Annotated in this window: 19 protein-coding genes and 1 tRNA gene; 7 read left to right on the forward strand and 13 right to left on the reverse strand. The window is 56.1% G+C overall.

Annotated elements, in window-relative coordinates; translation table 11 throughout:
* The first annotated feature begins 85 nt into the window (after positions 1-85).
* Positions 86-2,104, forward strand: coding sequence for a 3-hydroxyacyl-CoA dehydrogenase NAD-binding domain-containing protein (locus BM069_RS18730; RefSeq protein WP_093325991.1), 2,019 nt, complete (start codon positions 86-88; stop codon positions 2,102-2,104).
* A gap of 10 nt (positions 2,105-2,114) precedes the next feature.
* On the opposite strand, the gene BM069_RS18735 is transcribed toward BM069_RS18730, so the two are convergent.
* A complete protein-coding gene (locus BM069_RS18735) occupies positions 2,115-2,330 on the reverse strand; it encodes a hypothetical protein (RefSeq protein WP_093326044.1) in 216 nt (71 codons plus the stop codon).
* A gap of 224 nt (positions 2,331-2,554) precedes the next feature.
* On the opposite strand from BM069_RS18735, the gene BM069_RS18740 reads away from it, so the two are divergent.
* Positions 2,555-2,839: a DUF2312 domain-containing protein gene (locus BM069_RS18740; RefSeq protein ID WP_093325993.1), complete on the forward strand. Its 285-nt coding sequence runs from the start codon at positions 2,555-2,557 to the stop codon at positions 2,837-2,839.
* A gap of 52 nt (positions 2,840-2,891) precedes the next feature.
* Here the strand turns inward: BM069_RS18740 and BM069_RS18745 are convergent, their stop codons facing one another.
* A complete protein-coding gene (locus BM069_RS18745) occupies positions 2,892-3,764 on the reverse strand; it encodes a hypothetical protein (protein ID WP_093325994.1) in 873 nt (290 codons plus the stop codon).
* 86 nt (positions 3,765-3,850) lie between these two features.
* Here BM069_RS18745 and BM069_RS18750 point away from each other — a divergent pair, with 86 nt between their 5' ends.
* A complete protein-coding gene (locus tag BM069_RS18750; RefSeq protein ID WP_093325996.1) occupies positions 3,851-5,509 on the forward strand; it encodes an ABC transporter permease in 1,659 nt (552 codons plus the stop codon).
* 51 nt (positions 5,510-5,560) lie between these two features.
* Positions 5,561-5,636, forward strand: a tRNA-Thr gene (locus tag BM069_RS18755).
* A 97-nt stretch (positions 5,637-5,733) separates the two neighbouring features.
* Here BM069_RS18755 and BM069_RS18760 read toward each other — a convergent pair.
* The 6 genes from BM069_RS18760 to BM069_RS18790 all read right to left on the reverse strand — a co-directional run bounded on the left by BM069_RS18760 (position 5,734) and on the right by BM069_RS18790 (position 10,163).
* Positions 5,734-6,342, reverse strand: a complete 609-nt coding sequence (locus BM069_RS18760) for a hypothetical protein (RefSeq protein WP_093325997.1) — start codon at positions 6,340-6,342, stop codon at positions 5,734-5,736.
* A 61-nt stretch (positions 6,343-6,403) separates the two neighbouring features.
* Complete coding sequence (locus tag BM069_RS18765; protein ID WP_093325999.1) at positions 6,404-6,760, reverse strand: hypothetical protein; 357 nt, start codon at positions 6,758-6,760, stop codon at positions 6,404-6,406.
* A 791-nt stretch (positions 6,761-7,551) separates the two neighbouring features.
* Positions 7,552-7,857 (reverse strand): winged helix domain-containing protein, encoded by a 306-nt coding sequence (locus tag BM069_RS18775; protein ID WP_093326002.1) that lies wholly within the window; start codon positions 7,855-7,857, stop codon positions 7,552-7,554.
* A 114-nt stretch (positions 7,858-7,971) separates the two neighbouring features.
* Positions 7,972-8,142 (reverse strand): helix-turn-helix transcriptional regulator, encoded by a 171-nt coding sequence (locus BM069_RS18780; protein WP_093326003.1) that lies wholly within the window; start codon positions 8,140-8,142, stop codon positions 7,972-7,974.
* A 66-nt stretch (positions 8,143-8,208) separates the two neighbouring features.
* On the reverse strand, positions 8,209-8,973 hold the full coding sequence (locus BM069_RS18785; RefSeq protein WP_093326005.1) for a hypothetical protein: 765 nt from the start codon (positions 8,971-8,973) through the stop codon (positions 8,209-8,211).
* On the reverse strand, positions 8,970-10,163 hold the full coding sequence (locus BM069_RS18790; protein WP_093326006.1) for a tyrosine-type recombinase/integrase: 1,194 nt from the start codon (positions 10,161-10,163) through the stop codon (positions 8,970-8,972). The genes BM069_RS18785 and BM069_RS18790 overlap by 4 nt, the downstream gene beginning before the upstream one ends.
* A gap of 399 nt (positions 10,164-10,562) precedes the next feature.
* Here BM069_RS18790 and BM069_RS18795 point away from each other — a divergent pair, with 399 nt between their 5' ends.
* The 3 genes from BM069_RS18795 (at position 10,563) to BM069_RS18805 (ending at position 15,066) form a co-directional block, all read left to right on the forward strand.
* On the forward strand, positions 10,563-11,675 hold the full coding sequence (locus BM069_RS18795) for a porin (RefSeq protein WP_170846795.1): 1,113 nt from the start codon (positions 10,563-10,565) through the stop codon (positions 11,673-11,675).
* Between the two features lie 188 nt (positions 11,676-11,863).
* The gene (locus tag BM069_RS18800) at positions 11,864-13,087 is read left to right on the forward strand and encodes an NAD-dependent epimerase/dehydratase family protein (RefSeq protein WP_093326009.1); all 1,224 of its coding nucleotides are present in this window, start codon (positions 11,864-11,866) and stop codon (positions 13,085-13,087) included.
* An 89-nt stretch (positions 13,088-13,176) separates the two neighbouring features.
* Entirely contained in the window at positions 13,177-15,066 is a 1,890-nt protein-coding gene (locus tag BM069_RS18805; RefSeq protein ID WP_093326011.1) for a glycosyltransferase family 2 protein, read from the forward strand.
* Between the two features lie 126 nt (positions 15,067-15,192).
* Here BM069_RS18805 and BM069_RS18810 read toward each other — a convergent pair whose 3' ends face one another.
* Genes BM069_RS18810 through BM069_RS18830 form a run of 5 tightly spaced genes read right to left on the reverse strand, consistent with a single transcriptional unit; the run spans position 15,193 to position 19,737 of the window.
* Positions 15,193-15,924, reverse strand: coding sequence for an SDR family NAD(P)-dependent oxidoreductase (locus BM069_RS18810; RefSeq protein WP_093326012.1), 732 nt, complete (start codon positions 15,922-15,924; stop codon positions 15,193-15,195).
* Positions 15,924-16,499 (reverse strand): DUF3833 domain-containing protein, encoded by a 576-nt coding sequence (locus BM069_RS18815; protein ID WP_093326045.1) that lies wholly within the window; start codon positions 16,497-16,499, stop codon positions 15,924-15,926. The genes BM069_RS18810 and BM069_RS18815 overlap by 1 nt, the downstream gene beginning before the upstream one ends.
* A 60-nt stretch (positions 16,500-16,559) precedes the next feature.
* Positions 16,560-17,705, reverse strand: coding sequence for a class I SAM-dependent methyltransferase (locus tag BM069_RS18820; RefSeq protein WP_093326013.1), 1,146 nt, complete (start codon positions 17,703-17,705; stop codon positions 16,560-16,562).
* On the reverse strand, positions 17,705-18,460 hold the full coding sequence (locus BM069_RS18825) for a DUF1365 domain-containing protein (protein ID WP_093326015.1): 756 nt from the start codon (positions 18,458-18,460) through the stop codon (positions 17,705-17,707). The genes BM069_RS18820 and BM069_RS18825 overlap by 1 nt, the downstream gene beginning before the upstream one ends.
* The gene (locus BM069_RS18830; protein WP_093326016.1) at positions 18,457-19,737 is read right to left on the reverse strand and encodes an NAD(P)/FAD-dependent oxidoreductase; all 1,281 of its coding nucleotides are present in this window, start codon (positions 19,735-19,737) and stop codon (positions 18,457-18,459) included. Before BM069_RS18830 ends, BM069_RS18825 begins: the two co-directional genes overlap by 4 nt.
* Positions 19,738-19,894: the final 157 nt, after the last annotated feature.

Genomic DNA, 19,894 nt, shown 5'->3' on the forward strand with positions numbered 1-19,894 from the left:
AGACTTGCGTCGTTTGCCCGAGAAGCTAGAGTTGCCGGACACGATGTGATGCGCGTTATTGGCGCTGCGCGGGAATTGGGCAGGCATGGCAGGAGCGGTCAGCTATCAGGAAAACGGCGGTGTGGCAGTGCTTGCACTGCAAGGGCTGGCGGGCAATGCCATCACCTTGGAGATGTGCGAGGCGCTGGCTGAGGCGCTGGAGCGTGCTCAGGCATCAACATCTGTCGGTGCGGTGTTGATTGCCGGAACGGATGCGGCATTCAGCGTGGGCTTCCCAGTAGGAGCCATTACGCGTGACGCAATGGCCCAAGTCTCCGATCTTTGCCAAAAGATAGAAAACTGTCCGCTTCCGGTGGTTGCGGCTGTGTCAGGTTCGGCGCTGGGCGTCGGGTTGGAATTGGTGATGGCCTGCCACTATCGCTTGGCCGTGGCCAGTGCGCGGATCGGGTTTCCTGATGTCGGTTTAGGGATTTTGCCAGGTGCGGGTAGTACACAGAGATTGCCACGGCTGGTTGGCGGTGAGGCGGCTTTGCAAGTTTTGATGGCGGGTGCGCCTTTGGCTGTGACCTCGCCCAATATCCGCCGGATGTTCGATCAGATTGTCGGTGCTGATGTGCATGGCACGGCAATGGCCTTTGCCGCGGCCTTGGCCGACATGAATGGCGGGCCTCGGAAGTCGGCGGACAGTTGTGCCGGATTTGAGGATGCGGCAGAGTTTGATGCGGCGTTGGCGCACTGGCGAGCCAAACCTGCGCCGTTTCCGAACGCCTCCACCACCGACATTCTCGAGTGCGTCGAAGCCAGCAGGCTGCTGCCGTTTGAGGCCGGTTTGGCGTTTGAATGGGAACGGTTTGAAGCGCGTGTGGCGACAGAAACTTTCCGCGCTCTGCGGCATATGGTTGTGTCCGAGCGTCGCGCGGCCATGTTTCCAGAACTCAAGGACGGGCGCGCTGGCGCCATCAAGCAGGTCGGCGTGATCGGGGTTGGGTCTGTCGGATCCGCGTTTGCGATAGAGTGTCTGATGGCCGGATACAGTGTGGTTGTCGTTGAACGCAACGCCAAAGCCATGGCCCAAGGGATGCGTCGCATTCACGCGGTGTTGGAGCAAAGCGTCAAGAGCGGGCGACTGACGGCTACGGATCGGGACCGGCTGGAAGCATCGTTGCATCAGGCCGATGACTTGGTCGCTGTGGCTGAGGCGGATTTTGTTCTTGAGGCATCAGGGCAGGTGCCGGAAATTGAGCGTCAGATTTTTGTGCAGTTGGACGGGGTTTCCAAAGAGGGGGCGGTGCTTGCCGCACATGGACCTGCAGTGGATGTCGCGCGTCTGGCCTCGGAAACCGGCGACCCGAACGAGGTGATTGGCTTGCACTTCCCTGTGACCGCGTCCGGCGGGCAGGGCGTGGAAGTAGTGGTTGGCGACAGCACCTCTGCGGATACCGTGGCGACTGTGGTGTCCTTGCTTAAGCGGTTGCGCAAACGTCCGGTGCGGGTCGCGCCGCATGACGGATTGATCACTCACACTGTATGGGCTGCAGCGGTGAGAGCTGCGGAGCACATGGTGCTCGCGGGGGCGGACCCGTACGAAATTGACCGGCAATTGCGCGCATGGGGCATGGCGGGTGGCCCGTTTCAGGTGGCTGACAAAGTGGCAATAAACGCGCCCTGGTTTGAAGCGGCGGGCGTGACACTGTCACGAACCGTACGCGACCGCACGTCACACGGCGCCGGATGGTATGGGCCAAACGCGATCAAGGAAGATTTGCACCAGTGGCTTACGGACGCGCGCCATGCCTCGGGCCGCCCCCAACAGGAATTCAGCCCAACCCAAATCACAACGCGTATCCTTGCAGCTATGGCAAACGCGGGTGTGGGGCTGCTGCGCATCGGAGTGATACGGGCGCCACGTGATGTCGATGTCGCTATGGTTGCAGGGGCGGGGTTCCCTCGGTGGCGTGGTGGCCCGATGATGGCCGCGCAAGCCGAGGGCTTGGTACGGATACGAGCAACTCTGAGAGAGATGCAGGCGGAGGGAGATAGCCTGTCGGCGCCTGATCCGGTGTTTGACCATCTTATCAAGAATGGCGGGTTTCTGGCGCGCTAGGCGCAACGCGTTAGGAAAACGATATTCCGACGATCACCGTCATCAGACCCAAAACCGACAGAAACAAAGACCCGAGGTTGAGGGGAATGACCTTTTGAACCGCGGCCCGCAGTTCTTCATCTTCGAGGCCCGCCTTGCGGGCCTTGTTGACCTTGAGGATCGACAGAACCAGCCCAATCAAACCGATCAGTGAAATGGCGGCGCCTACCCAGATAATCCAGCTCATGTCGCGGTTCCTTGCGTCTGTTTGGCCAAGGCGCCTAACGCATAGCGTCGCGCCGCGCAAGGTGTCGCGCAATTCCTGCCAAGCATCCATATCCGCTGTTGCAGGGGCGCTTGGGGGGCGCTAGGTTGCGGCCTCGTTCGCCAGCGCGTTTTGATGCGTCGGCGGCTCATCCGTTTCACAATCCGCCGACAGGCCGCCGGGCCGGGCCCCTTTCAGGAGTTTCCATGTCTGACTTCTCGTCCGATACCCCGACCGAAAGCAGCGTCGACAGCAGCTATCGCGTGACCGCAGGCGAGTTGCGCCAGTTTGTGGAACGCTATGAGCGTCTGGAGATGGAGAAAAAGGACATCGCCGACCAGCAGAAAGAGGTGATGGCCGAAGCCAAGTCGCGCGGCTATGACACCAAGGTTCTGCGCAAGGTTGTTGCCCTTCGCAAGCGCGATAAAGACGACATCGCCGAAGAAGAGGCGGTTCTTGAGATGTACAAAGAAGCCTTGGGCATGACCTGACTACGGTCTGCACCGGATTTAGAGAGAGCGCCTAGGGGCGCTCTTTTGCATTTTAGGGGGTGATCAGCGTCACGCCGGGAATGCGTTCGATCATAAAGACGTCTTCGTCATAGATATCGGACATGGCATTCATGAAGTCTTCGTTCCAGCCTGGCAGGTCGAGTTCTTCTTCCACTTCGTCCTCGATGGCAAATTTGTCCAAGAAGACAGCAATTACCCGCCGTTTCTGCATTTCTGTCATGTCGGGGTGTTGCGCCAGATAGCTGTTGTAGCGCTTGAAACCCTCGGTCGACATGATTGTGCGCAAGAGGTCGGAACCGCCGTTGATCGGCATGCCGGGATCAAATCCGGCAAATTCGCGCAGCACTTCCTCCCAAATCAGGGGGGTGTCTTCGTTGCACCAGACAGTCACCGGAACGTCCGGCAGCGCCTGCCGCACACGCATAATCAATTCGGACCACCTCAGAGCCGTTGGTGCGGAACCGCCGGTGACAACCTCCAGCGGTTCGGTGCTGCCTTTGACCAGCGCCGGCAAAAACGTGGCAGGGTCGCGGATAGAGATAAAAACTTCGATGTCCTCTTGGTCGAAGATTTTTGCAAAGTCGCGCAACCGCTCAACCGCGTTCGGATACATGCGGTTGTCGCGCACGGCCCCGCGGGGCACCCCGAAAAAGTTGCTGTTGGACAGAACAACCCGATCAGGCAATCTGTCCCCGATCATACCCCGCAAAAGGCTCGCACGGTGCTCGGGCACGATCGGATAGACATCCACATTGTCCATGATATCGCGAATCTGACGGCGGTAGGTCCGTGGCTCAGGCACGATTACGCCGTGCTCGGCCAGCTGTCCTGCGTTTTTAACAAGACTTTTGACCAGCTTGTTTTCGTCGGTGAAATGGGCACCAATGTGCTGAACGAGCTTCATTTTATGTCTGATTTTCTACGAGCGTGTGGGTTAGTATATCTTCGTTTCTGGACAGTGAAACCAGATTCAGGCAACAGAAGGGCGCAATGAAGGAAACACATACGTCCTCCCGTCCGTTCTCACCCATGCGTTTGGGTGTAAGCCCCTGGTCTGTGGGTGCTTTTGTGATTGCCGCGATTGTGCTGTCGCCGATACTGGCTGTGATTTGGATGGCCTTTCATCCGGTCGAGAACATTTGGCCGCATTTGATGTCGACAACGTTGCCGCGATACGTGCGCACGACGCTGATCCTGATGGTCTCGGTTGGATTCTTTGCCGCTTCAATCGGGGCAACGACCGCTTGGCTGATCACGCGTTATGATTTTGCCGGCCGACGCTGGATCGAGTGGGCCTTGCTTTTGCCCTTGGCGATACCGGCCTATGTCGGGGCCTATGCGCTGGTTGATTTTCTGGAATACGCTGGGCCCGTGCAGACCGCTTTGCGCGACATTTTTGGCTGGCAAACGTCGCGGGACTACTGGTTTCCGGAAATTCGGTCTCTGGGGGCGGCGATCATTGTGCTGTCGGCGGCACTGTTTCCGTATGTGTATATCCTCGCCCGCGCGGCGTTTCGCGAACAATCCGGCGCCGGAGAGGAAGTGGCGCAATCTCTTGGGGCAGGGGCTTTTGCCCGTTTTTGGCGGGTCGGTTTGCCGCTTGCGCGGCCGGCTATCGCGGCGGGCACTGCCATTGTTATGATGGAAACCGTGAATGATTTTGGCACGGTGGACTATTTTGCGGTCCAAACGCTGACCACCGGAATTTTCTCCGTATGGCTTGAAAGCAACAACGCGGGCGGCGCCGCACAAATCGCAACCGTGGTATTGGGACTGGTGATTTTCCTTGTGACGATGGAGAAGGTCAGCCGCCGTAAGTTTCAGTTCTTTAGCCTGACCACCCGCCATCGCCCACCGGAGCGCAAGCGTCTGGCGGGATTTGCGTCGGGCATGGCTTTGGTAGCGTGTTTCTTGCCCTTTGCCATCGGATTTCTGCTGCCGTTTTCGGTGATCCTGAAGCATGCACTTGCCAATGCGGACCGATGGACCGATCCGGATCTGTTGCGCGCGCTGGGCAACACGTTGCGGGTTGGAGGGATCGCTTCGGTACTCACGGTTTTGGCGGGCGTGTTCATGGTTTATGGCGTGCGCTTGTCCGGCAAGGCTTTGCCCCGGCTCTTGTTGCCGGTGACAACCATCGGCTACGCCGCGCCGGGCGCGGTTTTGGGCGTTGGCATTCTGATCCCGTTGGCGACGGTCGATCATGGCTTGGCGGATTTGGTTGAAAGAATCACTGGCCGTCCATCGGGACTTTTGCTTACCGGTTCGGCCTTCGCGATTGTTCTGGCCTATTGCGTCCGATTCTTTGCCATAGCGCAGGGGGCCGCAGACGGGGCAATGGGGCGTGTGCCGCCCAGCCTTGCCATGGCGGCACGCTCTTTGGGGCGCACCAAGGGGCAGGTCTTGCGCGAAGTGTATGCACCTTTGATCCGCGGTACGGTAGGCTCGGCGCTGCTTTTGGTGTTTGTGGATTGCGTTAAGGAATTGCCTGCAACGATGCTGTTGAGGCCCTTTAATTTCGACACTTTGGCGACGCAGGTGCATGATCAGGCCAGCCTGGAAAACCTCGGAGATGCCAGCCCAGGCGCGATCCTGATTGTGCTGGTCGGCTTGGTCGCAGTGGCACTTTTGGCAAGAGCGAACAGATAGGCGAAAAAGGTCTTGCAGCGCCCGCACAATTTGCGTATCTCCCCCGCCAGTGCCCCTATAGCTCAGCTGGTAGAGCAACTGATTTGTAATCAGTAGGTCCGCGGTTCGAGTCCGTGTGGGGGCACCACTAAAATCCCATAAGTATCTGATATTAAACATTTTGTTTTTAATTTATAGTCTTTAAACCACCTTTCTAGCCACCTTTCAGCGCATGGTAGCGACAATCAAGATAGGTCGAGATTGCCAAACCGTGAGAGGAAGTACTGGGTAAACCCCGAATCCGATTTCCGCTCCCAGAAGTCTAACTCCGCTACCAAGCGGTCAAACGTCCTTGAGTGCATTCCTTTTGGCTTCAGGCCCCAGTCTTGGTCCCATCCCAAACGGTTCCTAATACTCTCCGCTCTGCGATGGTGACGCTGGTAGCTTTCTTCTCTTTGTGACGTATAGGCCAGTTGGTAGCAGTGTCGACACGCAAAGATGCGCCCGCCGTAAAGAATCGCGACCCGCCGCCCGCACCCTTGTGCTGGGCATTCAAACCAGTTGCGAAAGCCACCGTAGTGGCAGGGAGTCCTTAGCAACCTCACCGGATAGTCGAGAAGTTCCCAATCATCACCGTGGCTCCGTGACTTGTAGACTAACCTCATCCGGTTGTTTTCGACGGCAATCTGAATGTCAGCGACCTTTTCACCATCGCATGACCATTGCCAGCTGATCCGCGTGCCGGGGTTTAGAATGCCTTCTCGCGCCAACCTGCGCACATCCAGTTCGCGCATTTCATGGGTCGTGGCTTTTGCGCCCCAATGCCAGTGCCGCCCGCTGCCCAACCCGCCCATGTGCGCCTCCGGTTTTTACCGAAATCAAAAGCAAAAATCATGCCATTGATTTCAAAGACTACTAAATCGGCAAGCAGCGCCCAAAGTGTTGCGCTGCAACTATGTCGCCAAAAATTACTGTGTTCCTTGAGTGAACTGCAAAACCGTCTCTTGTAACTGTAGTAGCCTGTACTGCGCCGGAATCTATCCTTTCAATGAAAGAAAACGCTGAATCCCCAAAATATATTTCAACTTCAACGAACCCAGCATTTCCTTCCATCCAAGCTTTTTTTGATATGGTATCGACTGTGAAATAGAGCGGCATAATTTCCCTGTTTACACCTTCTGCGTCTACTCTGGTTTCGAATTCGCAATCCCACTTTAGCACCTCACTCACAGCCGCATTTGCACCGAGCGTGACAGCTGCAACGAATGCCATTTTCAAACAAGCCCGTGTCAACGTTTGCCTCCAATGATTTCGAGCGCCAAGACCCCAAAAACTCTTTGGTTCTTAAAAAGCTTTTGCCCAGCGCATCCATTCAATTCATGTCTGTCTACATGGCAACATCTATATGTGTCCCGTTTTTTGTGCATCGGAAACACAAAGAAAATCAGGTATCTGGCACAATTTTCAGGACGGGTCTGGCAGATCCACTGGCCGTTTCTGGCGAGATGGCACAATCATTGTGACGGGGTGGCACAGTCATTGTGCGGGGCTTTTTTGTTTCTCGCCACTTTGCAAACTCTTTAGTGGCGGGTTTCCCATCCGTCGTTGGCAGCTCTTGCAAAGCCCAGACCGATGCCTGCCCAACCCCAGACGGACCGAGATACGGGGCTTGGGTCATAGCTATGAAGCCGCGCCGCTCCAAGTCAGCAAACCAAACGCCTGCCGTGTTGCGATGGCAGTTCAAAGCTATCGCGGCTTCCCGATAGCTGAGAACGATGCGCCCATTGTTGCGTCCGTTATATCTCCGTTTCAGTTCGATGTAGAGCGCCCTCGGCCCAGGCGGCATGGTTGCCCATGCTTCCGTCGCTTGCAGATATTCGGGAAGCTGGACGTGACGCCCAGTTCCCTTCTTGTTGTTTTTGTAGGGTTTGCTCGCCATCAATCTGGCCTCTTGAAATGCAGTTCATAGACAGTTTGCGCGATGCTTCGTTTCAATCCGAACTGGTGCCGAACCCGTTTTGCGAACTGCTCGCGCGGTGTGGGGCGGTTGTGTTGTTTGAAAATCATGCTGCGCGGCCCTCAGAGCGCCTTACAGACGCCTTGAGCACGTAGCGGGCATGAGTGCCAGAAAACGGTCCGCTATGCGCCTCGGTGACGGTTTCAATAGGCACACCCAGCTTTCGCAGATTGTGGACATATCCCGACCAACGCGGGCCGGGTGTGTCGATGGGAGTGCACCCAAAGGATCCGGCGGCGATAAGCGCCTCAAGCGCCCAGCGGTCGCGACCTGAGACAGCAACGCTGTCGGCGTCGCCGCTTGGTAGGTGAATGGTGAAATGGGCCATGCCCCATTTGTCATTGGTAGTCATATGGCAGTTACCTCTGCTTGATCCGCAAAGGCGCTGGGCGTATGTGTGGGGAATACCGTGCAAGGTATACTCCCGCTCAACACGCCCGCACCAAGGCGGAAGGTTGAGCGGGTCTTACCCCGCATGTGCCGAGATAGCGGCGTCGATGTCAGCCTCATTCCAATACAGGCGAGAGCCGAATTTGATTGGTCTGGGAATCCGGTTCGCTTCCAAGTCACGATAAATTTGTGAACGGCTACGGCCACCCAGTTTGCGTTGTAGTTCTTGGAAAGTAATCAGGTTCATTCGCTGCTCCATGGTTATCCATGGGGCAGTGTAAGGCTCATAAACGAACAGTTCAGGTTGGGTAATTCAGGCCGTTTTTTCTTGTGTGGGAGGAAAAGTCCCCAGAATATCCAACACATCTCTTTTTGCGGCCTCTTGCCAAAATTCGCTAAACTCCGGTGCCAAGGCGTTTCGCGGCGCATCAATGTTCCGCCAACGCGAATAGATTGCGCGACTTACTTCGAATTCTTTACGGCGGCGGGCCCGGTCCGGATGGACCATAAGATTCTTGATTTCTGTATACTTTGTTGTCCGGCCACACACAGTGAGCGCTTCGGCAACAGCGTCACACGCGCTAAATTGGTTCGGGCTTTCGTCGTTTCTCGAAAGCTCCAAGTCAAAGTCCTCAACTAATTCAAGGGTCAGGCTCCACAAGAAGGATTTTGCCAGCCAATCTTTTTTCCGAGGCCTTCTTGCCTTACGCGGGCGGACAAGTTCGCCTTTGAGGGCATTTGCGGCGAAATCGTTTAACGGCTCCAATAGGATGACTTTCGCGGCTATGTTCGTTGCGCACACTTCGACCAAGTAATCGAAAAACTCACAATCAAGTTCAGCCAGCGCCCAAAGATAAAAACCGACAAAGGGTTGGATCTCCCAATAGCTGACTTCTGACTGTTCGTAGCTTGGGTGCATTCGGTTGAATAAGTGCTTTTTTTTCAGAACGATGTGTTCAGAGTAGTGAAAAACTGAGTCTGCGAATGTGCTTGAAGGAAAATCGAGTTCGCCTTCAGCATCGATGTTTGTCTCGACCATGTCACACGCGTAGTTTGTCGCTTTTCGATAATTGTTCATGGGCGCAACACCGCCACTTTCTGAGAGTTAGTTCTATAAAGCACCTCGGCCCAGCGCTTAGCTAAAACACGCCTTTGCTCCAAAAAATCTGTGCGTCGGTAGCTGCGTTCCACTGCACCGCCAACTGTGTGACCCAGTGCCGTTTCAGCCACATCATGCGGAGTGTTGGTGGTTTCGGCCACCCAATCGCGAAAACTGGAACGAAACCCATGTGGACGCTCGACCATGCCGCGCCGGTCCATGAATTTGCCCATCGTCATGTCGGAAATTACGCCCTTGCGGACGCCCGGAAACAGAAAACCTTCCCGAGCAAACTTGCTGGCCTCCGCAACGACTCTTTGCGCCTCTTGGGACAAGGGCACCCGGAAATCTTCAGTCGCGCCCTTGCGGCCTTTCATAGCCTCTGCCGGGATGGTCCAGGTGTCACCGTCGATCTGGTCAAGGTGCAAATTGCGCAATGGGTAACTGCGCACCGCTGTGAGAATAAGAAGGCGCAACGCGAGTTCGGTAACAGTGCCACCGTCCAAGGACTGATAGAAGGCAGGCGTGTCCTGCCAAGAAAGGCTTGGAATGTGCCGAGGCTTGTGACGTTGCTTTCCCAATAGTGCCTTGGCTTTTTCGGTGGCTTGCAGGTCAACGTCCAAGCCCAGCGCCGCTGCATGGCGCATAACGATGCTGAGTCGGTTCATGGCCTTTCGCGCGGTATCGGCCTTGTCATGCCAGATTGGGGCCAGCGTGTCGCGAATATCGCGCTGGTCGATCTGCGACACCGGGGTTTTGCCCAGCTTGGGGAGGACGTGGAGTTGCAACGGACTAAACCAGCGCCCTGCTTTTCCATCACCTTTGAGTTCGGCCTTGCGGCTTTCAAAGGCGTCCAAGGCAATATCGCTGAGAATGTGCAGGTTGCGTACGGCTTCCCGGCGCTGCCGTTCCCGCTCGCGAATGGCGTCCTTGCCTTCTCGAACCACCGCTTGCCATTTCTCCGCCTCTTGCCGCGCGGTTTTTAAGGTAACGCTCGGATAAGCGCCAAGGCCCATTTCATGCCGACGTCCAAAGCTGGTGTAGCGCAAGAACCATTGCGCCCCGCCATCCGGTCGCTTGTGAAACCACACCCCCCCGCCATCGGAATACTTGCCGGGCGGTTTGGCCTTCAATTCAGCATTTGTCAGCTTGTGTTTCGGGCGTGCCATTTTCCATCCACCTTTCCAACCACCCTCAACATATGGGGTATCATGGGGCAGAATGAAACAGTGTGAGACACAAAACTCCAATAAAATAGAGGGAAGTTGAGAAACGCTTTAACTCTTGGTGTATCAAGATTTAGGTCTTGGATGCCGTGTGGGGGCACCACTAACTTCCCGAAATGTCTAATTGCTGGTACCATCCGGCACCTTCTCGTGAAGACGTCCCGCGCAGCTCTTCGTTGGAAATCCCGGTGATCAACAATTGGTCTGGCTGCTCGGTCGAGTTACGTCGCCATGTTTCCTGCAGGGTCATACAGAGCGCCGGTTTCACTGACGCGCGTTTGCTTGCGGAGTTTCAATACAAATTCTCTTTCTTTTCATGCGCAACCGTGGAAGCCTAGCTTCATGGACACAAATGTTTTTGGCAAAACGGTATTTTGGACTGTCGTCGCACTTTCTTTGCTGGTCGCGGGCGGATTGCCGATTTCGGCATACGCACAAGACCTTCCAACAACCCGAGTATATGGCCAAATCAACCGGGGCATTCTTGGGTTTGATGATGGAGAGGCTATCAACAGTTATCTCTTTGTCGACAACTCAAAGTCCGTTTCCCGTATCGGCGTGACCCATGATGCCGCTTTAAGCGGTGGGTGGAAGCTTCATCTTCGTGGCGAACTCGCTTTGCGATGGAAAGAGACCAATGCGGTCAGCACCGATGACCCCAATCATAGTAGCTACAAGTTTGACCGTACGGAAATCCGAAAGATAGAAGCCGGATTTAGACATGATCGCTTCGGCACGTTTACAATTGGTCAGGGCGCGATGGCGGCGGATGGCATCACGGGACTGGATTTGTCCCTGACCACTGTAGTGGCGGGAACGCCTGTGCAGGACGCAGCCGGTGGGCAGTTTTTGTTGCCGGAGGATCCCAGCGGGGCGCGTATTCGTGTCAAACAGGCGTTCCGATCTATGGGCAGCTCGCGACGTTTGCGTATTCGTTATGATGCGCCCGTGGTCAACGGGTTCCGGTTTGTCGCGGCGGCTGGGCAAGAAGTTTTGTCCTACACTGACGATCAATACTATGCCGATGCCTCGTTGCGCTGGGATGGCGAGCAGGGGGATTTTCGGTTCCGCGCCGGGGGGGCTTTTCGGTGGATAGAAAACAGGCCCAATGTTTTTATAGCGTCCGGTTCTATCCTGCACCGTCCGAGTGGTTGGAATGTGACCCTTGCCGGAGGGTATGACAGCGATCAGGCTCGCTACATTTACGGCAAGATCGGGTATATCGCCCGATGGTTCCCCATCGGTCAAACCGCCCTTTCCATTGATGTGTATGACGGTGACAACATCGCCACCCAAAATGGGTCAAGTCGCTCCGTCGGCTTTGCCGTGGTGCAAAAGATCAAAGATCCCAAAGTGGATTTATATGCTCTTTTGCGTCGATACGATTACGACGAGCCGGGGCAAGCCTACAAAGATGCTACGGCACTTCTGTTTGGGGCCCGTTGGAGCTTTTGACAGGGAACGTCAGATAAGCCAAAAATCGCCGTTGGCAGGATTTTCAATAAAGTTGTCTTAAATTCGAATGTTGAATTACATTACACCCCCCATCTCTTGTTCATGAGATGAAGCGCGAACTTCTGAGGAAACGAAAAGGGAAACGCACATCTCTCCAGTACACACAGATCACCTTGGAGGGAACTGACATGGAAAAGAACATTATCGTAATCGGCGGAGACGGCTTCTGCGGTTGGCCAACATCCCTACACCTGTCCCGCGGCGGCTTTAACGTGACAATCGTTGACAACTTCTCGCGGCGAGCCATTGACGAAGAACTGGGCGCTCAAAGCCTCACACCGATCGCATCGATTGATGATCGCATAGCGGCCTGGAAAGAAGTCAGCGGCAACGACATCCGTTTCGAAAAAATTGACGCCGCTCAGGAATTTGACGCTCTCTACGCGCTGCTTGAAGAGCTGCAGCCTGAAGCGGTTGTTCACTTTGGCGAACAGCGGGCGGCCCCGTACTCTATGCGCGGTGTTTCTCAGAAACGCTACACAGTGGACAACAACATCAACGCCACACACAACCTGCTCGCGGCCATCGCGGCGCTCGATCTGGACACACATGTTGTGCACCTCGGTACAATGGGCGTCTACGGCTACGACGGCGACGGTTTGGAAATCCCGGAGGGTTATCAGAAGGTTTTGGTGCCAGGGGACGACAACATCGTCTACCAGCGCGAGATCCTTTATCCGACCAATCCGGGCAGCGTGTATCACATGACCAAGTCGATGGATCAGCTCCTGTTCCAATTCTATGCCAAAAACGACCAGATGCGGATCACGGACCTTCATCAGGGCATTGTTTGGGGCACCCAGACACCGGAAACCAAGCTGGACGACCGCTTGATCAACCGTTTTGACTACGACGGCGACTATGGCACGGTGCTCAACCGCTTCCTTGTTCAGGCGGCTGTCGGACATCCGTTGACCGTTCATGGCACTGGTGGTCAGACCCGCGCGTTCATTCACATTCGCGACACTGTACGCTGCATCCGTTTGGCGATTGAAAACCCGCCAGCACGTGGCGACCGCGTAGTGATCCGCAACCAGATGACTGAAACCCATCGGGTACGTGATCTGGCCAAGTTGGTGTCTGACATGACAGGCGCACAGTTGGCCTTGGTCGACAACCCTCGCAATGAAGCTGCAGAGAATGACCTGCGGGTGTCCAACGAGAGCTTTATTGCCTTGGGATTGCGGCCGACAACTCTTGCCGAAGGTTTGATGGAAGAAACAGTCGAGATCGCACAACGGTTCGCTGATCGGTTTGATCGCAAAACCGTTGCCGCAGCCTCGCTCTGGACCAAGAACCAGAAGCCAGGTGTTGTTGCGAATGCGCCGACGCCCACTACAACCGCTGCTTAAGCGCAAAGACGGTTTCTTAATCGAGCCCCGGCCTTTAACGTTGCAAAGGTCGGGGCTTCCCCGTTTGTGGATCAAAGGGATAACGGCAGTTGCAATTGGACACTTCCAAAGCGTCGCAAAACGAATACTGGTCCGTCGATAGCCAGCCTGCCGATCTATCGGGGCGTGTGCCGCTCTGGAAGGCGCCAGCTGTGTTGCTCTGCTTTTTGGTGATTTCCTCTGTCACGCTGTTTGCGCTGCAATATGATCCGCTTCTGGGGCGGTTTTTTCCGCCCAACGATTGGGTGTTCCTGCCTGTAGAGGGGCAACATTTTATCGCCATCCGTCACTTTCTGATGTCTTTTTTTGTCAGTTTTGGGCTGTTTGCCAACGGGTCGTGGCGCCATCGACTTGGGTTTATTGCGGACTTGCTGATTTCCTTTGTTGTTGTCTGTCTGCTGATTGATTTTTTTGCCTATGCACTTTGGATTGGTTTTGGTGCGCCAATCCAGTTGCGAAACATTCAAATTGCCACCGGCTTGATTGGTTTTGCGTTGTTTTCAGCCCGGCTGTTCTCATGGGGCAAGATGCCATTTCCGGTTTCAATGGAGATAAAGCCAAGGTCCGCAACAAAATCATTTCTGAGATTTGGAATTGTGTTGGTTTTGGCCGGTCTCATTTCTTGGTATGTGGCACAGTTGGATTTGGAATTGGTCGCAGTTTTGCGGGATGCCTCGCTGCTTGGGGGATTGGGGCCAGGCGTATTTTTGTTTTTGCCGTCCCTTTTTCTAATGTTTTACTGTTTGGCCAAGTGGGACACGTTTTGGCGCCATGAGACAGCAGAGTTTGCGCCGGACATCACGATTGTTATCCCCGCACACAACGAAGAATACATACTTGCCAACACACTCAAAGCGATCGATGTGGCTGCGGCGCAGTATGACGGCTCTGTGTTCGTTTTTGTCGTGGACAATAATTCCACTGACGCGACGGCCGAGGTTGCTCAGACAACGTTTGACGCTTCTCGGCATGCCAATGGGGTGGTGTTGAAGCAACCTATTGCCGGCAAGGCAAATGCGCTCAACTTGGGGTTCAGTGGGGTGGAAACAGAGTTTGTGATCCGCATTGATGCAGACACTCAGATCGAGCCCGACTCCCTGCGCCGCGCGATGCGCCACTTTTCCGACCGCTCACTTGGGTGCCTCGGTGGCGTTCCGAACACCCGTGGCCGGTCATTTTTTGAGCGCGCGCGGCTGGCTGAGGTGTTGGTCAATCACGGCTACTATGCCATCGCCAACGAAGCTATTGATGCGCAAGTGGCCGTTCCGGGCATGTTTGCGGTGTACCGGTCCGATCTGGTCAAGTCGCTCGGTGGATTTGCTTTTGGATTGAACGGCGAGGACAGCGACATGTCCATGCGTATCGGTGAGTTGGGATATCGCATTTCTGTGGATCCGCAGGTGCGCTACGAAAGCGAAGTGCCCGCCACTTATGCGCACATGCGCGAACAGCGGATGCGGTGGTTTCGGTCTGCGTTTCACATCACCGCGCGTTGCTTTGAAGCGACACGGCTTTCCAAGCACTCACTTCGCGGGACCATTATTCTTCCGATCATGCTGCTTAATACGGCCGTACGTACGATGGGGCTGCCGCTCATCCTTTTCGGCATGATTGAGTTGCTGGAGCCATTTGATACCGGCCCCCGACCGCTTTGGGTCGCTGTCGGTGCTGTGGTCATCGGCGCGCCAACGATCGTTTCGGCAATTGCAATTTTCTTTAACCGCACGCCGAGGGCGCTGATCTATTTGCCTGAGTATACAGTTTTTCGCGGTTTACGGAGCTATTTTACGTTGGAAAGCATGCTCAGCATTTCATTGGGTCAGCGAGGATTTCACCGCACCCCCGTTACGCTAAAACCGCTTTCAAAAACGTCAGTTCCTGTTGAGGCGCATGATTCCCACATTTCCGGTGACGACAGGGTTTCCTCACCTGCCAGCTAAGTAGATGCGTCGGTGAGCGGGCGAGAAACTACACTCAATTGGCGTGTCCCTAAGAGGTGGAGGAAACCGTGTGCGCTTTGTCCCCAATTGCCAGCGCCAATCCGGAAAAATGCAGACTCTCGCGTATCAGGTGTTTTTTTTGAAAATGGCCTGAAACCATTTGATCGGCAGGATGCGACCCAATGAGAATAGCCATGCAAAGGGGGCAGGGAAGGAAGTGGAGAAACGGTTTGATTGCATCGCTTTCAGCGTGCGGTCGGCGGCGTCCTCGGGGGCCATGATTTGCGGCATCTCAAAGGCGTTTTTGGCGGTGAGGCGGGTGCGGATAAAGCCGGGGTTGATAACTTGAACTTTTACATCGGTGCCGCGCAGATCGGCGCGGATGTTTTCTGCCAGATGCATTGCAGCCGCCTTTGACGCCCCATAGCCTATGGCATTGGGCAGGCCGCGATGGCCGGCGAGTGAGCCGATCATCACCACATGGCCTGCGTTGCGGCGGGCCATGTCAGGGACGACATGCCCAAGCACACGCAGGGCCCCCATAAAGTTGACGTCGGCCATTTTCTCAGCGGAATCAACATCCCAATCAGCTGCTGACATCGGGTCATACGCCCCAGCGCAATAGATGACGCCATCCACGTTGCTCAGCTTGTCTGCCGCCTCTGCAACAGAGGCTTTGTCGGTCACATCCAGAGCCAGAGCTTTTGCATGTGTTAGGCTCTTGGCGAGGTCTTGGAGAGGAGGCAGCGAGCGCGCCGAAAGGATCAAACGGGCGCCCCTGTCATCCAGCGCATGGGCGAGGGCATGGCCAAGCCCGTGGGAGGCCCCCACGAGCCAATAGGTTTTGTTTTCAAACATCACTCGGCTGCCAAGCTTTCAGAGGCTGCCTGAGAAGCTGGGCGCATGGTTGCGACGAGTTCGGCGACTTTGATTCCGAACTTGCGCATTTGACTGCGGTTTATGATCACTCCGTCGCCGGTGTGATACATCCAGTCGGTCACATCAAGCACATGCCCGCCGGCCTCCTCAGTCAGTTTTATGCGGTAGCTCATGCGTACTGCATTTCCGCGCTGAATGCCTCTGGCTTCGCCGATGATATCGTCCGCCGTGGCGGTGAATTGGCCGTTTTCGCCCAGCGTCAGATACCATTTGCGCAGCTGTGTGTTGCCGGTGGAGTAAGTGAAGTCTTCCGCCAAAGTGCCCGTCGTACCATTCCATTCCCCCGACATCTGAGCGACAAATGTGCTGCTCACGCGGCCGAGGGGACCGTAAATGATACCTTCGCAAAGGATCGGGCCATTCAGGTGCTCTGTCAGGACAAACTCGGGCCCGCTTTCGGCATAGAAATCAGGATTTTGTGCCCGAAAGCCAATCCACCGACCCGCGATTGCGGCCAGCAGGAGGAAAACGGCGAGGGGGATAAGCCAGCTCATCAACATTGATTGTCTCATTTCGGTCCTAGGTGGGTGGCCCGATGCGGGGCCGGATCTGGATTAGGCGTGGGCGAGTTCGACTTGCACCACGTTGGCGCGACCCGCGGCAAAGGCGGCTGCGCCGGAGCCGAGGTGATAACGCCAGCTGCGCAGGAAGCTGTCGTCAAAGCCCATACGGTTCAGGCGTGGAGTTTTGGCCTCCATACGCGCCTGCCAGTCAGAGCAGGTGCGCGCGTAAGACAGGCCAAATGAGTAGTCGTCCACCAACTTGAGACCGGCGAGGCCAGCCTGTCGGGCAATTTCCGCGCGGCTGAGAGCCGCAGCGCCAGGCATAATGGATTGGCGCACGAAGTCCGAGCTTCGCAGGTAGCGCGACAGGGTGTCATCCGGCACGACAATGGTTTGCAAAACGATGCGCCCGCCAACAGCTAGACGATCCCGAAGGCTGGCAAAGAAAGCGGGCCACTGGCGTGGGCCTAGACGTTCAAGAGTTTCGATGGCGACGATATTGTCAAATTGGCCCGACACTGAGCGATGATCGCCACGGATCACATTGGCGCGTCCATCCAGCCGTGCGTCCGTATAGCCCTTTTGGCCGGCCGATCGTGTAAGTGCGGTCACGTTATGGCCCTGTTCTGCGGCCATTTCTGTGAAGCCGCCCCAACCGCAACCAAGTTCCAACAGGCGGTCGCCTTCGGAAAGGCGGTCCAGAATACGGTTGTTTTTGCGGCTTTGGGCTTTGCTTAGGTCGGCGCTTGAGTCCTCAAAGAGCGCGGAGGAGTAACTCATGCCATCATCCAACCAGAGTTGGTAGAATTCGTTGCCCACGCTTGTGCTGGCCGGGGACGACAGCAGGCCGGAGGGGCGCAGAAGACGGTCCGCGATGGTGTATTTCAGAGAGTGAAGGGCACCCGCGTGCGCGTACGCGTGGAAGTGGTGCAGATTGCGCAGGCCGACTTCGGCCACGTCGCGGATTGAGGGGCTGTCCCATAGCCCGTCCACATAGGCTTGTCCCAGCCCAATATCTCCGCGTGTCGCGGCAGCGGTGATCACAGACCAGTCATTGATCTGCATTTCACCCTGCAAAGCGCCGGTGCCGAAATCATGCACGTGGCCTTCGGGTGTGCGAATGCGCAAAGCCCCGTGGGAGATCGTTTCACAAGTGGCGAGAAAGTCGCGTTTTACGCGGTTGGTGACATAAAACATCAGGAGATTTCCTCGGTCGGGGGTAGGGGGCGCTGACGCCAGATCGCGCCTTTGAGTTTAAGCTTGGCAGCCTGCCAGTGGATCAGGACTACGGTGCGGATCGTGCCCAACGGGCGGCGCAGGGATGCTGCGATGATAGAGCGGTTCGTAAGCGGCTGTCGGGAGCCGGAAAGAGTGGCGATTACTCCTTCGGACCCGTGTTCGTAGAAGATACGTATCGCTATGCGGTCTGGCTTGATTGAAAAGGTGAACGTGTAGTCACCCGCCACATCCTGAAAGGGTGAGACATGCAGCTGCTTGGTGGCTTGCGTGGTGTCCTGAGGCCCCATGGGGGCAAAGTTCGGCAGGTGAGTCAGATAGGAATGACGATCCTTGAATGGCGTGCTGACCTCGGAAATCACCGCAATGAGTTCTCCGTCGCGCAGGGCGAGCCAAAAACTGACAGGGTTGAACACGTGGCCAAGGAAGCCAGGTTGCGTGAGAAAACGGAGATCATAAGTGTCGGAGCTCAACCCGCGCGCGGCAAAGGCTTCGCGCGCCCAGTCGGCGCCGCGTCCATTTCCCAAAGGTCCACCAACAGCTACGTCGTTGACACTCATCAATCCGGTACCATTGCGTGAGAACAGGCGGGGTCCCGCGCTGCTGTCAGGGTCGATCAGCACAAAGTCCACGCCATATTTGAAGGCGTTGTCGATTGAGCCGCGCCGTGCATGTGCGGTCACGCCGCGAATGTGGTCGGGCCAGAATTCTGTCATGCCGCCACCAGTTCCAGCTTGCGTGCAACGCGTACCGCACTGGCAAAGCCGTCCTCGTGAAAACCGTGACGTGTATAGGCGCCCGCAAACCATGTGTTCTGCGCTCCTTGCAACGATTTGATCGCCTCCTGCGCTTGAAGTGCGCCCGCGTCAAAGACCGGATGGCGGAAGGTGTTGTCGTCATAGATCAGCTCATCCGGAATCGGATCCGTTGGGTTTAGCGTGATAAAAAGCGGGTCGCTTTCGGGGATGTTCTGGAGGCGATTCATCCAATAGGAGACACCAATGGCGGGCTCTGGTCGAGTGGTATCGGCCTTATAGACCCAGCTTGACCACACCGCGCGGCGTTTGGGCATCTGGCGTGGGTCACGGTGTAGAACGACTCTGTTGTCCTGATACTGGAAGGGCTCCAGTGCATGGCGCTCTGCAGGGCTGGGATCGGTTAGCATCTTAAGTGCCACGTCGGGATGACACGCCATGATAACATGGTCGAAACGTTCAGGTTCTGCTCCCTGAGCGCGGATCGTGACACCCCCAGCATCGCGCGACACTCCAAGAACCGGCGTTCCGGTACGCAGCGCGACGCCAATGCCGCGCAGATGAGTCTCAAGCCGGCGAACATACTCGATCGAGCCGCCATCAACGGTCCACCATTGATGCTGCTCCCGTCCGGACAGCAGCGAGTGATTGCGGAAGAAGCGCACCACGGCCTGAGCGGGGAAGTCGCGGATGCGGTCAGTGGGGGTGGACCAGATCGCGCCGCAAAGTGGCGTGAGATAGTACCGTTGGAACCACTCGCCGGTGTTTAGTTCGTCCATCAAGTCGCCAAGCGGGGTCAGGTCGTCTTTGGCCAAACTTTCCGCACGGGCGTTAAATCTCAGAATGTCGCGGATCATGCGTTGAAAGCCGGGGCGCAGGATGTTGCGCGGCTGGGCGAAAAGCGCGTGCACGGATTGAACAGAATACTCAATACGGCCCTGATCAACTGTGGCGCCAAAAGTCATGTCGGATTTCGCGACGGGCACATCCAGATCCGAGAACATGCGGGTCAGGTGCGGATAGTTCGCGTAGTTAAAAACAATGAACCCTGTGTCGACGGGCTGATCCCCGTTGATGCCGGCAGTGACCGTACGGGCATGACCGCCGAGGCGGGCGTTCGCCTCAAAAAGTGTAACGGAATGCTGCGGAGCCAGTAGATAGGCCGCCGCCAGTCCTGAAATACCGCCGCCAACGATGGCTATTCGTTTTTGGGGCATTGGGGGGGCATCAAATGACATGTGGTCCTCGCTGGTCAGTTCGTAGGAATTACGGGGGTTTATCAGAGGCGGATCAAAAAACGCGTCCTTGGGTGATCCAGGTTTTGCTAAGCCGCGTAATCTCGGTATGTTGACACTAACAGAACATAATGAACGCGTTGAAACACCGGCGAAAAAA

Source organism: Shimia haliotis (assembly GCF_900114415.1).
GTDB lineage: Bacteria > Pseudomonadota > Alphaproteobacteria > Rhodobacterales > Rhodobacteraceae > Shimia > Shimia haliotis.

Bases quoted from the DNA above. Each gene is read 5' to 3' on its own strand.
- BM069_RS18760 (WP_093325997.1), bottom strand. From the start codon at position 6,342: ATGGGCGGGTTGGGCAGCGGGCGGCACTGGCATTGGGGCGCAAAAGCC.
- BM069_RS18740 (WP_093325993.1), top strand. From the start codon at position 2,555: ATGTCTGACTTCTCGTCCGATACCCCGACCGAAAGCAGCGTCGACAGC.
- BM069_RS18825 (WP_093326015.1), bottom strand. From the start codon at position 18,460: ATGACAGAATTCTGGCCCGACCACATTCGCGGCGTGACCGCACATGCA.
- BM069_RS18750 (WP_093325996.1), top strand. From the start codon at position 3,851: ATGAAGGAAACACATACGTCCTCCCGTCCGTTCTCACCCATGCGTTTG.
- BM069_RS18820 (WP_093326013.1), bottom strand. From the start codon at position 17,705: ATGTTTTATGTCACCAACCGCGTAAAACGCGACTTTCTCGCCACTTGT.
- BM069_RS18745 (WP_093325994.1), bottom strand. From the start codon at position 3,764: ATGAAGCTCGTTCAGCACATTGGTGCCCATTTCACCGACGAAAACAAG.
- BM069_RS18765 (WP_093325999.1), bottom strand. From the start codon at position 6,760: ATGGCATTCGTTGCAGCTGTCACGCTCGGTGCAAATGCGGCTGTGAGT.
- BM069_RS18795 (WP_170846795.1), top strand. From the start codon at position 10,563: ATGGACACAAATGTTTTTGGCAAAACGGTATTTTGGACTGTCGTCGCA.
- BM069_RS18790 (WP_093326006.1), bottom strand. From the start codon at position 10,163: ATGGCACGCCCGAAACACAAGCTGACAAATGCTGAATTGAAGGCCAAA.
- BM069_RS18815 (WP_093326045.1), bottom strand. From the start codon at position 16,499: ATGAGCTGGCTTATCCCCCTCGCCGTTTTCCTCCTGCTGGCCGCAATC.
- BM069_RS18830 (WP_093326016.1), bottom strand. From the start codon at position 19,737: ATGTCATTTGATGCCCCCCCAATGCCCCAAAAACGAATAGCCATCGTT.
- BM069_RS18735 (WP_093326044.1), bottom strand. From the start codon at position 2,330: ATGAGCTGGATTATCTGGGTAGGCGCCGCCATTTCACTGATCGGTTTG.
- BM069_RS18785 (WP_093326005.1), bottom strand. From the start codon at position 8,973: ATGAACAATTATCGAAAAGCGACAAACTACGCGTGTGACATGGTCGAG.
- BM069_RS18800 (WP_093326009.1), top strand. From the start codon at position 11,864: ATGGAAAAGAACATTATCGTAATCGGCGGAGACGGCTTCTGCGGTTGG.
- BM069_RS18775 (WP_093326002.1), bottom strand. From the start codon at position 7,857: ATGACTACCAATGACAAATGGGGCATGGCCCATTTCACCATTCACCTA.
- BM069_RS18780 (WP_093326003.1), bottom strand. From the start codon at position 8,142: ATGAACCTGATTACTTTCCAAGAACTACAACGCAAACTGGGTGGCCGT.
- BM069_RS18810 (WP_093326012.1), bottom strand. From the start codon at position 15,924: ATGTTTGAAAACAAAACCTATTGGCTCGTGGGGGCCTCCCACGGGCTT.
- BM069_RS18730 (WP_093325991.1), top strand. From the start codon at position 86: ATGGCAGGAGCGGTCAGCTATCAGGAAAACGGCGGTGTGGCAGTGCTT.